The organism is Lactobacillus intestinalis, assembly GCF_024397795.1.
Classification (GTDB): domain Bacteria; phylum Bacillota; class Bacilli; order Lactobacillales; family Lactobacillaceae; genus Lactobacillus; species Lactobacillus intestinalis.
Genome location: NZ_CP072983.1, coordinates 582,507 through 597,495 on the forward strand (window position 1 = coordinate 582,507; position 14,989 = coordinate 597,495).

Genomic DNA, 14,989 nt, shown 5'->3' on the forward strand with positions numbered 1-14,989 from the left:
TTAGCGAGTCTATATTTGGTGCAAGGTAGGCAAGGGCGCTTATGAAGGCGTGTTTAGTTAAAAAGTTTGATAATTATAAAGCGGATACTTTGTATCAACGAGAGTGGTACCGCGGGTTTAAACTCGTCTCTTTCTACAAGTTGTAGGAAGGGGCTTTTTTTATTGAAAAGGGGTAAAAAATGGATTTTAAAAATGAAGTTGTTGAATTAATTTCAAGTCAAGTTGATTTGCCAAAAGAAAAAATTGCGGCTTTAATTGAACGTCCTAAGAATGCGAAAATGGGTGACTATGCATTTCCATGCTTTGTTTTAGCTAAAGAATTACACAAGAATCCAGTTGAAATTGCTAAAAATATTGCCGACAATATCTCAAGTGATGACTTTGCTAGCATTAAGGCAGTTGGTCCTTATGTAAACTTTGCCATTGACCATGAAAAGCTTGTTTCTTCAACTTTGAAGGATGTTTTAGCACAAAATAACCACTACGGTGACCAAGAAGTAGGTCACGGCAATGTGCCAATCGATATGTCTAGTCCTAACATCGCTAAGCCAATGTCAATGGGGCACCTTCGTTCAACTGTAATTGGTAACTCAATTGCTAAAACTATGGAAAAAGTTGGCTATACTCCAATCAAGATTAATTACTTGGGAGACTACGGTACTCAATTTGGTAAGTTGATTGCTGCTTATAAGCACTGGGGTAATGAAGAAGACGTTAAGAAAGATCCAATCATGAGTCTTTTCCACTACTACGTAAGATTCCATAAGGAAGCTGAAGAAAACCCAGAATTAGACCAAGAAGGTCGTGACTGGTTTAAGAAGCTTGAAGATGGCGATCCAGAAGCTGTTAAACTTTGGAAATGGTTCCGTGAAGTTTCCTTAGCTGACTTCAACCGCATTTATAAAGAATTGGGCGTAACTTTTGATTCTTATAATGGTGAAGCTTTCTTTAATGATAAGATGCAACCAGTAATTGATGAATTAAAGGACAAGGGTCTTCTTCACGAATCTCGCGGTGCGCAAGTTGTAGATATGGGTGAAGATGAAAACCCAGCAATCATTGTTAAGTCTGATGGTACTTCAATTTACTTGACTCGTGATTTAGCTGCGGCTGAATGGAGAATGAAGGAATACGACTTTGTGAAGATGCTTTACGTTGTAGGTAACGAACAAGCTCAACACTTTGTAGAATTGAAGACTGTTTTGAAGAAAATGGGCTATGATTGGTCAGATGAAATTCACCATGTACCATTTGGCTTAATTACCCAAGGCGGTAAGAAACTTTCAACTAGAAAAGGTAACGTTGTCTTCTTGGATCAAGTATTAAAAGACGCTGTAAATCTTGCTAAGAAGCAAATTGAAGAAAAGAATCCAGATTTAGCTAACCAAGATCAAGTAGCTCATGATGTTGGTGTTGGGGCAGTTATTTTCCACGATTTGAAGAACGATCGTCTTGATAACTTTGATTTTGACTTAAATGAAGTAGTTCGCTTTGAAGGAGATACTGGTCCTTATGTTCAATACACTAATGCACGTGCACAAAGTGTACTGAGAAAAGCTGCTGCTATGGGTGAAAAGCCATCAGATACTGATTTTGCCTTAGATGATGATTGGGCATTTGCCGTAGCTAAGGACATCGCAGACTTCCCAAGAATTATTAGAAGAAGTGCAGAAAAGTTTGAACCTTCAGTTATTGCTAAATACTCATTAGATCTTGCTAAGAAGTTTAATAAGTACTATGCAAATGTGAAGATTTTGACAAAAGATGAAAAAATTGGCGCTCGTCTTGCACTAGTTAAGGCAACTTCTATCGTTTTAACTGAAGCACTTAGACTTTTAGGCGTAAATGCTCCAGAAGAAATGTAATTTATAAGCAAATATCTAAAAATAGCGCTTACATTAATTAAAAAGATTGTTCATTTCTTATTAAAAGGGTACAATGTGTCTGTAAGATATTTAGGAGGTATTTTTAATGGCTTATTTTGTAAACGGTAACGAAATCTTCAGAGAAGCTCGTAAACACCACTACGCAGTAGGTGCATACAACACTAACAACTTGGAATGGACTCGTGCAGAATTACGTGCAGCAGAAGAAACTAGAACTCCACTTTTGATTCAAGTTTCAACTGGTGCTGCTAAGTACATGGGTGGTTACAAGTTCGTTAAGGACATGGTTGAAGATCAAATGGATGCTATGAACATTTCTGTTCCAGTTATCTTGAACTTGGACCACGGTGACTTTGAATCAGCTAAGGAATGTATTGCACTTGGTTACTCATCAGTTATGTTTGACGGCCACGCACTTCCAACTGAAGAAAACTTAGCTAAGACTAAGGAAATCATCAAGTTGGCTCACGAACGTGGTATTTCTGTTGAAGCAGAAATCGGTAAGATTGGTGAAAACCAAGGCGGTGGTGAATTAGCTTCTGTTGAAGACGCTAAGGCATTCGTTGAAGCTGGTGTTGATAAGCTTGCTTGTGGTATTGGTAACATCCACGGTGTTTACCCAGCAGACTGGAAGGGTCTTAACTTTGACCGTTTGAAGGAAATTGCAGAAGCTGTTCCTGAAACTCCACTTGTACTTCACGGTGGTTCAGGTATTCCTGAAGACCAAATTAAGAAGGCTATTCAACTTGGTATTTCAAAGGTTAACATTAACACTGAATTCCAATTAGCATTCCAAGAAGCTACTCGTAAGTACATCGAAGAAGGCAAGGACGAAGACAAGGCAAACAAGGGTTACGACCCACGTAAGTTGTTATTGCCAGGTACTGAAGCAATCACTGACAAGATGAAGGAAATGATTGCTTGGTTAGGTACTAAGACTATCGATGAAGAAATCAAGGATGCTTCATTCGACCGTTCATCATTGAACGAAGAATAATCTTCTAATTAATAAAAAATAAAGTCTAGCAATTTGCTAGGCTTTATTTTTTTGTTCAAGAGAAATTTGAATGCGATCAAAGGTGTAGGGCTTGATTAGGGACATTTGATAAGCTTTCAATTGCAATTCTTCAGTTTCTTTAAAATTTGGATTATATAAAGGATCTCCGACAATAGGAGTTCCAAGTGTAGCCAAGTGAACTCGAATTTGATGAGTTCGACCAGTTTCTAAAACGAGTTTAACTTGAGCCGTATTATCAGAATTTTTCTGCACGACTTCATAATGTGTAACTGATTTTAAACCATCTGCACGCACCATGCGTTTTCTTTGATCAGTGGGATCTTGACCAATTGGAAGATTAATAGTTCCTTTTTCTTTTAACTTATTAGCATTATCTACTGTCGCTATGTATTCGCGATGAAAAATTTTGGTTGTTAATTCACGATTTAAAATTGGCACAACTGCTGGATTTTTGGCAACCAAAAGCAAGCCACCTGTAAGCATATCCAGACGATGAACAATGTAGGGACTTTGTTTTAAATAAGTGGTGCAATCGTTAAGGGCGGTGTCGGTTTCAAATAGGTTGGGATGTGTTTTTTGCCCTTTAGGTTTATCAATGACAAGCAAATCATTGTCTTCGTAGACAATTTTTGGAAGATGACCACTTGGAGGATAAGATTGTTGTTGCGATTCGACAAAATCAAGCTTGAGTGAAATTTTGTCGCCTGGATAAACTAATTGGTTAAAGTAGCGGTATTCACCATTAATTTTTACATTCTGATCTTTTCTTAAATAGTGACGCCACTTGCGTGGAATAAGCAACTTTTGTAAAAGTTCACTCACTGACATCGGGTTGATATTGTTTGGGTAAATAAGTGTATAATTATAAGCCATAAATATTTCTTAAATCTAATCTGAATAAAAGATATACTTTCTAAATATGATACAATCGTAAGTGTTTTTAAAGGAGAAGATTTATGCAATCTAATAAGCCAAAAGAGAGTGGTTTAAAAGGTGCGTGGCGCCGTTTTGACCACCGCTTTTACATTGGACGCTGGATTATTTTAATCCTGCTTACCTTGGTCCTTTTTACCTGTACATATTATACAATCAAAGTGAAAACTTCCAATATTTCAAATTTGAAAGCTTCACTTTCTACGACAACTACGATTTATGATTATAAGGGAAAAAAAGCTGGATCGCTCTATTCTCAAAAGGGATCGTTTGTAGAATATAATAAAATTTCACCTAATATTCGGAATGCGGTTATTTCAACAGAAGACCGCACTTTCTGGACTAATCCCGGTTTTAGTATTAAAGGGATGGCTCGGGCCGGAGTTAATTTGATTATTCATCATGGTCAAATCACCGGTGGGGGGTCTACTTTAACTCAGCAATTAGCTAAGAACTCGCTTTTAACACAGCAACAAACTTTTTCAAGAAAACTCGAAGAGTTGTTTTTTGCGATTGAAATCAATCATGTTTATTCCAAAAAAGACATTTTGACCATGTATCTCAATAATGCTTATTTTGGGAATGGTGTTTGGGGCGTGCAGGACGCTAGTCGCAAATATTTTGGTAAAAATGCTAGTGATGTAACGGTAGGTGAAGCAGCAACTTTAGCAGGGATTTTGCGAAGCCCAAGTTACTATAATCCAATTGATCACATGGCAAATGCTTTATCAAGAAGAAATCTAGTTCTAAGCTTAATGGCTTCTAATGGTAAAATTACCCAGCAAGAAGCAAAGGCTGCTTCTCAAACGGGACTTGAATTACATGATACTTTTAAGAATAAAGATGGTTATCGTTATCCGTATTTCTTTGATGCTGTGGTGGACGAAGCAATTAATCGGTATGGTTTAAAAGAAGAAGACGTCATGAATCGCGGATTGAAGATTTACACTACTTTGAATCAAAATTATCAAGGACAACTTCAAGATAAATTTGAGCAAAGTTGGCTTTTCCCCCAATCAGCTACTGATGGTACTCAAGTTCAAGGTGCAAGTGTAGTCATGGATCCGACCACTGGAGCCGTAAGAGCGGTTATCGGAGGACGAGGAAAGCATGTCTTCCGTGGTTATAATCGAGCTACGCAAATGAAGCGTCAGCCTGGTTCTTCTATCAAACCATTGGCGGTTTATTCACCAGCTCTTCAAAATGGCTATCACTATGATTCTGAGCTTTCTAACAAATTGCAAAAATTTGGCAAGAATAATTATGAACCTCGGAATGTTGACAATCAGTATTCTGATAAAATTCCAATGTATCAAGCTTTAGCTCAAAGTAAGAATGTTCCAGCAGTTTGGCTTCTTGATAAAATTGGCGTCAACAAGGGTGTACAATCGGTGGAAAACTTTGGGATTAAAGTGCCAAAAGATGATCAAAATCTTGCTTTAGCTTTAGGTGGTCTCTCTAGTGGGGTGTCGCCACTGCAAATGGCACGTGCCTATTCCGCATTTGCTAATAAAGGAAACTTGCCAAATAATTCATACTTTATTACTAAAATTACGGATGCTAGCGGAAAGGTTTTAGCCGAAAACAATAATACTGGCACCCATCGAATCATTTCTGCTAATACTGCCAAAGAAATGACCACCATGATGCTTGGTGTCTTTCAAAATGGTACTGCTCAGTCCGCTCAACCAAATGGCTTTCGTGTTGCTGGAAAAACCGGTTCAACAGAAGTGCCTAATTCATATGGCTTTGGGACAAAAGATCAGTGGATTGTTGGTTATACTCCAGATATTGTCATGGCTACGTGGGTAGGATTTGACCGAACTAATCAGGATCATTATATGCATGGAGTTTCAGAAACTGGAATTACGCGTCTTTATAAAGCAGAAATGGAAGGAGTCTTGCCGTACACTGCCCAGACCAAATTTAGTGAGCAAGCACCTAGCCAATTGATTAAACAAAATGGCTCAAATTCGGATTGGACTGGTGATTTAGGAAATAAATTGCAAAAAGGAATCGGTTCAGCCGGAGAAAAACTAAATGAATGGTATAATAGTATCAAAGGCCTTTTTGGCAATTAATTTTAGAAGGGATTTTTATCTATGGTAAATATTTATGACTCTGCTAACCAATTAGCAAAGGACTTACAACAAACTCAAGAATACGAGAATTTGAAAAAGGCAATTGCTGACGTTCAAAACGATCAAGAAAGTGCTGACTTATTCAAGAAGATGGATGCACTTCAAACTAAGATTTTGACTGCTCAACAATCAGGTCAACCACTTGCAGAAGAAGATCAAAAGGCATACCAAGAATTGAACGAAACTGTTCAAAAGAATGCTAAGATCATCGCACTTTTACAAAGTGAACAAGCTATTTACAAGTTAATTAACGATTTGCAAAAGGAAATCACCAACCCAATTAACGATCTTTATGCAGATCTTAGAAAATAGCAATTATGAAATTTATTCATTTCGCAGATGCGCATTTAGATAGTCCATTTCATGGGCTATCTTTTTTGCCATCTAATAGTTTTAATCAAATATATCAAGCTGCCAATCAGTCTCTTGAGAGAATTATAGATCTTGCCTTAAAAGAAAAGGTGGATCTAGTTTTAATTGCGGGAGACACTTTTGACAGTAATCAACCTTCTCCGCATAGTCAGTTGTTTTTTGCTAAGCAAATTAAGCGGCTGACAGACTCTGGAATTCAAGTAGTAATGATTTTTGGAAATCACGATCATATGAAGGTTGATGATTTGTTAATAACTCCTAGTCCATACTTTAAGCTGCTTGGCCCTGATGAAAAAGTTGAAAGTGTTAGTTATGAAACTAGGTCTGGTTTTAAATATGATGTAGTGGGTTTTTCATATTTGAATAATCATATTACGCATGATTTAATTCCAGATTTTCCAGAGAAAAGTAATAATTATACTTTTGGGATCATGCATGCCCAGCAAAAAACTGATCATCAAGACGTGTATGCGCCTTTTGCTTTAAGTGAAGTGACGGATTTAAATTATGATTACTTTGCTTTGGGGCATATTCATCAGCGCCGCGTTTTGAGTGATCAGCCATGGGTTGTTTACCCTGGCAATATTCAAGGGCGTCACATTAATGAAACAGCTCTTAAGGGATGCTACCTGGGTGAAATTGATGAAAAGACTAGACAAACAACTATTTCATTTAAGCCTATGAGTCCAATTGTCTGGGAAAAAGTTACTCTTAAATTAGCTGGTCCTGTAAGTAAAAAGACTTTGCACGAGAAAATTTTAGCAACTTTAAAGTCTAATAATTTCACTACTTACTTTAGTTTAACTATTGAGAATGCCCAATATTTGACTGAAGAAGAACGTGAATTGATTCAAGATAGCAGTTACTGGCAAGGAATTTCGTTGGAATTGAGTCAAAATTCTCAACTTGTTGATGTTCGTTTTAAAACCCAATCTCTCCCAAGCTTAAGTGTAGAAGATCAAGCTACTTCTAAGCAGGCATCAGAAGAGATTTTTACTAATTCTGCATTAAAGGAAATTGCTGCTGGCTGGGTTAAAAAGAGTACTTTAACCCAAGAATTAGCTGATGATCCAGAGTTCTTAACGGAAATTAAAGAGATGAGTCAGGTTAAGTTGAGTAGTAAGTTGCGAGGTGTTAGCTATGAAATTGAAGAAAATTGATATCATCAATTTTGGTCATTTGTCTAATCTAACTTTTAACTTATCTAATGACAATTTGAGTGTCTTTTTTGGCGAAAACGAAGCTGGAAAAAGCACAACGGTAGCCTTTATTAAACAGATTATGTTTGGCTTTTATTTAAGAAACAGTGCTTCCCCATTTTTTGAAGATTATAAACCACTTACGCATGTTAGCCCTATGGGAGGATCCTTGTTTTTTGAAGATCAGGGAGATGAATATCAGCTTGAGCGTTTGTGGGCGAAAGGCGATAAGACTAAAAAAGGGATTTTAACCGTTAAAAAGAATGGCGAAGTTGTGCCAGAGAGAGAGTTTTTTGATAAGATCCACAACATTGATGGTAATTTTTATGCCGATAGTTTTATTTTTAATCAGGAAACTTTAGGTCAAATTGCTAAATTAAATCAGGAAGATTTACTTGAGCGCATTTATTATTTGGGAGCTAGCAATAGTAGTGAGTTAATTGAGCTTAGGAATAATTTTGAAAAAGAAGCCGATAATTTGTTTAAAAAGACTGGGAAAAAGCCTGAGGTGAATCGTCTTCTTAAGCAAATTGATGATGAGCAACATGAATTGACTGAAATTGAGCATGAATTCGATCAATACAAACGGATTGATGAAGAAAGCCAGAAGCTCAAAAAGCAACTTGATCAAGAAAAAAAGCAGTTAGAGCAACTAAATAAAACTAAGGATCACTTGCTTAATTTGCAGAAGCAGCTACGGAATTTTACAGATTTAGAATCTCTTAAAAGGAAACAAAAAAACTTAGACTTTGATAGTAAGGCTTATCAAAAGGCGCAAAATTTAAATTCTAAGGTTAGCAGCTTAAATACGAGCATTGATTCTTTGCAAAATCAAATGTCGCAACTAGATTTAGTGTCTGACTTAAATGTCGAACAGGCAGAAAAGATTGTTCAGAAAAAGCCAGAGCTTTTGCAATGGCAAACGGATTACAAGTCTTGCTTGCAGAAGGAGCAAGAGCTTGAAAGTGAAGTTGATCAAATTTTGGCTATAACTCCTGAAGTTAAAGAAGTGGCTTCTTTTGATCAAGATAAAATTACGCAAATGAAGGAAGACTATCAACATTGGGTTAAGCAAGAAGTTCCTGATAAGAAACCTAAGTCGGTGGTATCACAGACTATTTTTTATTTAGGATTGCCCATCTTTATCTTAGGTTTAGGACTACTACTTCGAGTTCCTACAGCTGGATGGACTTTGATTGCTGCTGGAATTCTGATGATGGGAGGAGCTTATTACAATCTTAATCAAGTAGTAAAGCAAAATAAGATTGTTGATCAGTTCCAGGCAAATTCAGATAAGAGTCAGAAGAAATTTGAAGAAAAATATGGAATTTCTCCCTTAGGATTAGACCTCAATAACTTATTAAGTCAACTTACCCAGTATCAGTTTAAAAAACGATCAGAAAAGAATAATCAAGCTCACATAAGCGAGATTAAGACTCGACTTGATAAATTGGCCGCAGAGTTACAAAAGCTTCTTGAAAAGCCTATAAACGTAGATTTTAATGATGAACTTAATGCCATTAACGAAGTGGATACTAAATTAAAGAGTTTGCAACAAAAGCAGCAACGAAAAGACGAGATTCAGGCAAGTTTGAAGACAAGCTCGCAGAAATTGATGAAATTGCAATTAGAATTGAAAGATATTTTAGTCCAAAATAAAGTTCGGACTTTAGAAGAATTTGATGATTTATATCAAGAGTCATTGGTTCAAACTAAGCTTGATGCACAGATCGTGGCTTTAGAAAATAGTTTAGAGGGAGATTTAGAGGATTTAACTAAATTCAAGCCTGATGAGCTCAGATCTAAATTGAGTGAAGCTACCACCACTATGCAAGAAGTTAAGGATAAACTTGATCTACTTCAAGCTAGCTTTGCTAAAGCTGAAGTCCAAAAAGCCAACTTGGCCGATTCAGATGCTCTCTTTAAAGCTAAGCAAAAATTGGCTAATACTAAGACTTTATTTATCAATGCTAGCAAGGAATATTTATCTAACTTAATGACGGCGCAATTAATTCAAAGAACCCTAGATATTGCTTCAAATGAACGTTTTCCAAAAATGTTGCAGGAAGCAAAAGAATATCTTAAGCTTTTAACAGGTGGGCGATATGTTGATCTAGTTTTGGATAAAAAATTAAAAGTTGTCAATCAAGATGGCAAAAAGATTGAGGTTAAGTATTTGTCGCGGGGAACCAGTGAGCAATTATACTTTGCCTTGAAGTTAGCCTTTATTGATCAGATTAAAGATCAAATTAACTTGCCAATTTTAATTGATGATTCCTTTGTTAACTTTGATGATCAACGAATTAGCTATATTAAGGATTTGCTAGAAAAAATTGCAGAAAATAATCAAGTCTTGATCTTTACCGCACAGAAAAACCTAGTAGATAAACTTAATAGAACTCCATTAACTTATAAGAAAGGATAGAAAGATGCTTAAAAGGTTAATCGACTATAATGATGGCGAGGAGCTAGATTTAGTTGTTTATATCAAGAATTCGCAACTTCGTCATACCAAAAATAATAAGTTGTATCTGGCTTTGACCTTTGCAGATGGGTCAGGAGATATCCGTGGTAATTATTGGGATGCAGACCAGCGCGATGCTGATAGCTTTAGTTCAGGGACAATTGTGGAGCTGAATGGTAAGCGAGAAGAGTATCAAGGACGCCCTCAAATTAAGATTTATTCTTTGAGAGTGGTGGGACCTGATGAAGGATATGATTTGAACCAATTTGTAAAATCGGCCCCTGAAAAAGTCGACGACATGAAGGAAGAAATCAATAATTATGTGTTTAAGATTCTAAATCCTACCTGGAATCGAATTGTACGCTACTTGCTTGAGAAGTGGGGCAAGCGGTTTTATGATTATCCTGCTGGAAAAAGCAACCACCATGCAGTAAGAGGTGGTCTCGCATATCATACTTTATCCATGCTTAGGGATGCAGATGGGATTAGTAGAAATTATCCGCAAGTAAATCAATCTTTACTTTTTGCGGGATGTATTTTGCATGATATGGGGAAGGTTCTAGAATTAAGTGGTCCAGCAGCTACCCAATATACTGCAGAAGGAAACTTGATTGGCCACTTGGTTTTAATTGATGAACAAATTATGATGGCTGCGCAAAAACTTCATCTTGATCTTGAAAGTGAAGATTTGCTTTTGCTTAGACACATGGTCTTGTCTCACCATGGTAAGTTTGAATATGGTTCACCAAAGTTGCCTGGGCTCCTTGAGGCAGAACTCCTGCATAGAATCGATGATTTAGATGCGACAGTTTATGCCGTGACAAATGCGCTACAACATACTAAACCGGGCAACTTTACCGAGCCACTCATGAGTCAAGACGGCAAGCGATTCTATCGTCCTAAAGTGGATGAAGCACTAGATAATTCAAGAAAATTAGAGTAAAAGAAAAAGCTTTGGATTATTCCAAAGCTTTTCTTAGTCATAAGTCTTATTTGCTTAATTGGCTGCTTGATACGTATGATGACAATACGTTCTTCAAGTCATTATCCTTGATAGAAACGTCCGCCTTCTTCAAAACAGTGGCAATGACAGCACGCATAGTTTCTTGGTCTTGAGCCATTGATGCGTAAATTTCATTATCAATTGCTTTCTTGTGGTCAGCAAACTTACCCTTAGCTGGGTGAGAGATCATCTTGATTACGTGGTAACCGGATTGTGATTTAACTGGAGTATCAGTAACTTCACCACTCTTAAGCTTGAAGGCAGCAGTCTTGAATGATGAATCTAAAGTAGTATCAGTTGAGTCAAATGCAGGGAGCTTACCAGCATTGTTCTTAGTTGCAGTATCAAGTGAGTATTTCTTAGCTAAACTCTTGAAGCTCTTACCATCCTTTAATTGCTTAATGATGTCGTTTGCAGTTGATTTCTTAGCAACTAAAATATGTTGAACAGTAACCTTAGGTTGGTAGCTCTTCCAAGCTTCTTGTTCTTGCTTCTTAGTTATTTTCTTAACACTCTTAAGAGCAGCTTCAGAAAGTAAGTTAGTCTTCAAGTTTTGTTTGAAAGTTGATGGAGTCATACCGTTTTGTTGCAAAACAGCACTAAATTGTGATCCATATTGCTTCTTGTAGTTGTTGTATTGCTTATCAACTTGCTTTTGAGATACTTTGTTACCGTATTGTTCTTCCAAGGCACGGTTGATAATCATGTTAGCTAAAGTTGATTGACCTGCTTGAGACTTCTTCATTTCATCGTAATATTGTTCTTGGGTGATCTTACCACCTTTGTAAGAAACAACAGTCTTACTGTTACTTGAACAAGCAGATAATGATAAAGCAACACCAGCTACTGCAACTGCTGCAGCAGCCTTTTTAATATAATTCTTCATAAATTAAATTCTCCACATCCTTAATAAAATTAAGTAACTGTCACCTAATATACCATAATTTAAACTTTTACGTTTTTAATATCGCAAATTTTCACAGAAAAGTTAAACTTTTATTCAGATTTTGGATTTTCTAAATCATCGTCTACTTCATCTGCATCGCGCTTAATATTATTAATGATAGGTGCGGTTCTTTCTTCATAATGATGAACATCGTCACCAATATCACTAATGGCTCTTTCAGCAGCTGGCATATTTGCCATTAAATCTGCGCTAGCTTGTTTAGCCTTGTTGATTCCATCCAAAAGACTCATTGCGTCATGCTGGAAACTTTCTAAATCTCGTTTTAGCGGAGCTCCTAAACGTTGACCGTTTTCGTCTTTAAATAGTGAAACAGCCATCCCGGCTGCAAAACCAGCCATTAATCCAAATCCAAACTTGCTTATGCTCATTGTTTGCCCCTTATTACTTCTAGTTAAAATTGTTCCTTAATCTTTTCTGCAACTTCTTTATATTTTGCATCATCGTATTCGTCAGCGTTGTTACGCGTCATGAGCTTTAAGCCATCCCCTTCAAAGCGAGGAATGAAGTGGATATGTGAGTGCATTACCACTTGGTTAGCTGCCTTCCCATTGTTGGTGGTGATGTTCATTGCAGTAACATTTGGGAAAGCTTTCTTAATTGCGTTGGCGATTTCTGGTATGTATTGCAAATATTGTTTAGCATCATCTTTAGTGTAATCGAATAAGTTAACGATGTGCTTTTTTGGTACCATCAATGTATGACCAGGATTTACTTGAGAAATATCAAGAAAGGCCTTCACATCATCGTTTTCAAATACGGTGTAGCTTGGAATTTCACCGCGGATGATTTTACAGAATAAACAGTCGTCGACTAAATTATTATTTTCCATGTTAAATCCTCACTGTCTTTAGAATCTTATAGTTATTATGCTATCATAAATCTGGCAATATCTTTAACTGGAATGGGAGTTTAGTGGAAAAGAATTATAGAAAAACTATCAATTTAGTAAAAATTGGTAAATTTGAAGATAATTTTTTCTTAAAGCTGACCCTCTTGACGCAAAATAGAAGAAATCATGATATAAAGATATTTGCATTAATAAAGAAAGGAATATTTAATGGCTTTAAAAATCGAACATTTAACAGGAGGCTATACAGGCGTTCCTGTAATTAAAGACATAAATTTAGAAATTAAACCAGGCCAAGCTTTGGGACTGATCGGTTTGAATGGGGCAGGTAAATCAACGACCATTAAACACATTTTAGGTTTACTTCGTCCGCAAAAAGGGACGATTTCTTTGAATGGCGTAGTTTTAAGACAACAGCCCACCAAGTTTAAGCAAGAAGTAGCTTATATCCCGGAAACTTCAGTTTTGTATCCGGAATTAACTTTGAAAGAGCATCTGGAATTAACTATGCTTAGTTACAATCTAGACCAGGAAAAAGCTTGGAAGAGAGCACATGAACTTTTGAAGATGTTTAGATTGGATGACAAACTGGAATGGCTGCCAATCCACTTTTCAAAAGGAATGCGGCAAAAAGTGATGATTGTGTGTGCGTTTTTAGCAGATACAAGTCTTTTGGTAATTGATGAGCCATTCACCGGGCTAGATCCACTGGCAGTGGCTAACTTGATTGATTTGATCAAAAAGGCCATTGCGGATAAAAAAATGGTTTTGATGACTACGCACGTTTTAGCTGATGCTCAACAAGCAATTTCAAATTATGCCGTCTTGAATAACGGCACAATTGAAATTATCGGCAGTTTGAAAGAAATTCGCACGCATTATGGCTTGAAGCCGGACGATCCATTTGATCAACTATATTTAGCTTTGAATAGAGAGGATAATGGCCATGCGTGAGTTAGCGAATAAAAGATTAAGCGAAAATCTTAAGCAGTCAATTAAGTATTTAACGCTTGTCTTCAACGATTTCTTTATTTTGGCATTGATTTTCTTATTTGGAGCCTTGATGTTTTGGTATGCGCAAGCAATGAAAACAATACCTAATAACCTGTGGTTTTATAAGCCATTAGTTGGTATAATTTTGTTCTTGCCACTTTTAACAGGACATTTAGTGACTTTAATTAAAGATGCGGATATGCAGTTCTTGTTTACTCAAGATGAAAAGATGGAAGACTACTTACGCCCAATGTATCGCTATAGTCTAATTTTGCCATTTATATTGGAGTTTTTGGTTGCGGGAATTCTATTTCCGTTTGCGACAGTGAAGGCTGGAATTTCAGTTTGGGGCTATATTTTAATGATCATTACAATGTTAAGTTTGAAAGATGATCAGTTAATTATAGAAAAGCGCAATCTATATTTTGGCAAAAAGATCGATTTTTGGGTTAGCTGCCTTCTTGCCTTAGCTGTGGCCATTTTAGCGGCTTATAGTCAAACTGGTGCTTTGGTAATTTCGATTTGCGGAATGTTTATTGAGCCTAACTTTCAACCCATGTTTGGCAAAAGAATGAATGTCAAAAAATTCTTTGATTGGCGTTATGCGGTTGATAGTGAAAAGGCGAGAAAAGATCGTGTCTATTCGATTTTCAGTATGTTTACCGATGTAAGTGAAAAACAAGTTACTATTAAACGAAGAAAGTATCTTGATTTCTTACTGCCAAAGAATTTGGGGAAAGAAAATCCAAATTCATTCTTGTATCGCAGATCGTTATTGAGAAATCCAGAATATTTAAACTTACTGGTAAGAATGACTGCATTTGCCGTGCTGATTTCATTCTTAGTGCAAGATTGGAAATGGGCCTTAGGTCTTTCAGCACTAGTAGTATTTTTGACAGTTTACCAATTATTACCAATGGCAACAGAATTTGACGGCAATATTATGTATCGCGTTTATCCAATTTCTACTGAGCATCGCGGTCGTAGTTTAGTTAAAGTGCTAAATTCTGCCTTGTTCTTACAATGGGGCATTATCAGTGTCTTTTGGCTGATTATTTTACCGATTAACTTGAATGTCTTTGAAGCAATTGCTGGCCTGTTCGTCTTTGTATGGGTCTTAACAGTGGCATATTTGCCTTATAAAGTGAAAACTAATAAGAAATAGG

13 protein-coding genes are annotated in these 14,989 nt (G+C 36.6%); 9 read left to right on the plus strand and 4 right to left on the minus strand.

The window, feature by feature from the left end; genetic code table 11:
* Positions 1–179 precede the first annotated feature (179 nt).
* Positions 180–1,865 carry an arginine--tRNA ligase gene (gene argS / locus KBW87_RS02640; protein ID WP_057809871.1) on the plus strand — a complete coding sequence of 562 codons (1,686 nt, stop codon included), beginning with the start codon at positions 180–182 and terminating at the stop codon, positions 1,863–1,865.
* A gap of 106 nt (positions 1,866–1,971) precedes the next feature.
* The gene (locus tag KBW87_RS02645; RefSeq protein ID WP_004046192.1) at positions 1,972–2,883 is read left to right on the plus strand and encodes a class II fructose-bisphosphate aldolase; all 912 of its coding nucleotides are present in this window, start codon (positions 1,972–1,974) and stop codon (positions 2,881–2,883) included.
* A gap of 36 nt (positions 2,884–2,919) precedes the next feature.
* On the opposite strand, the gene KBW87_RS02650 is transcribed toward KBW87_RS02645, so the two are convergent.
* The gene (locus tag KBW87_RS02650) at positions 2,920–3,777 is read right to left on the minus strand and encodes an RluA family pseudouridine synthase (protein WP_057809873.1); all 858 of its coding nucleotides are present in this window, start codon (positions 3,775–3,777) and stop codon (positions 2,920–2,922) included.
* A gap of 83 nt (positions 3,778–3,860) precedes the next feature.
* Here KBW87_RS02650 and KBW87_RS02655 point away from each other — a divergent pair, with 83 nt between their 5' ends.
* The 5 genes from KBW87_RS02655 to KBW87_RS02675 are packed head-to-tail and all read left to right on the plus strand — an operon-like array spanning position 3,861 to position 10,956.
* Positions 3,861–5,918 carry a PBP1A family penicillin-binding protein gene (locus KBW87_RS02655; protein WP_057809875.1) on the plus strand — a complete coding sequence of 686 codons (2,058 nt, stop codon included), beginning with the start codon at positions 3,861–3,863 and terminating at the stop codon, positions 5,916–5,918.
* A 21-nt stretch (positions 5,919–5,939) separates the two neighbouring features.
* Complete coding sequence (locus KBW87_RS02660; protein ID WP_004046185.1) at positions 5,940–6,290, plus strand: YlbF family regulator; 351 nt, start codon at positions 5,940–5,942, stop codon at positions 6,288–6,290.
* Positions 6,291–6,295: 5 nt separating this feature from the next.
* On the plus strand, positions 6,296–7,510 hold the full coding sequence (locus KBW87_RS02665) for a metallophosphoesterase family protein (RefSeq protein ID WP_057809877.1): 1,215 nt from the start codon (positions 6,296–6,298) through the stop codon (positions 7,508–7,510).
* Positions 7,491–9,974 carry an ATP-binding protein gene (locus KBW87_RS02670; protein WP_057809879.1) on the plus strand — a complete coding sequence of 828 codons (2,484 nt, stop codon included), beginning with the start codon at positions 7,491–7,493 and terminating at the stop codon, positions 9,972–9,974. Before KBW87_RS02665 ends, KBW87_RS02670 begins: the two co-directional genes overlap by 20 nt.
* A 4-nt stretch (positions 9,975–9,978) precedes the next feature.
* Complete coding sequence (locus KBW87_RS02675) at positions 9,979–10,956, plus strand: 3'-5' exoribonuclease YhaM family protein (RefSeq protein WP_057809881.1); 978 nt, start codon at positions 9,979–9,981, stop codon at positions 10,954–10,956.
* Between the two features lie 46 nt (positions 10,957–11,002).
* Here KBW87_RS02675 and KBW87_RS02680 read toward each other — a convergent pair whose 3' ends face one another.
* From KBW87_RS02680 to KBW87_RS02690, 3 genes are all read right to left on the minus strand, one after another.
* Positions 11,003–11,902, minus strand: a complete 900-nt coding sequence (locus KBW87_RS02680) for a peptidylprolyl isomerase PrsA (RefSeq protein WP_057809883.1) — start codon at positions 11,900–11,902, stop codon at positions 11,003–11,005.
* Positions 11,903–12,012: 110 nt separating this feature from the next.
* Positions 12,013–12,351, minus strand: a complete 339-nt coding sequence (locus tag KBW87_RS02685) for a hypothetical protein (RefSeq protein ID WP_057809885.1) — start codon at positions 12,349–12,351, stop codon at positions 12,013–12,015.
* A 23-nt stretch (positions 12,352–12,374) separates the two neighbouring features.
* Positions 12,375–12,812, minus strand: coding sequence for an HIT family protein (locus KBW87_RS02690; protein ID WP_004046171.1), 438 nt, complete (start codon positions 12,810–12,812; stop codon positions 12,375–12,377).
* Between the two features lie 228 nt (positions 12,813–13,040).
* On the opposite strand from KBW87_RS02690, the gene KBW87_RS02695 reads away from it, so the two are divergent.
* Entirely contained in the window at positions 13,041–13,784 is a 744-nt protein-coding gene (locus KBW87_RS02695) for an ABC transporter ATP-binding protein (protein ID WP_057809887.1), read from the plus strand.
* Positions 13,777–14,988: an ABC transporter permease gene (locus tag KBW87_RS02700; RefSeq protein WP_057809889.1), complete on the plus strand. Its 1,212-nt coding sequence runs from the start codon at positions 13,777–13,779 to the stop codon at positions 14,986–14,988. The genes KBW87_RS02695 and KBW87_RS02700 overlap by 8 nt, the downstream gene beginning before the upstream one ends.
* Position 14,989: the final 1 nt, after the last annotated feature.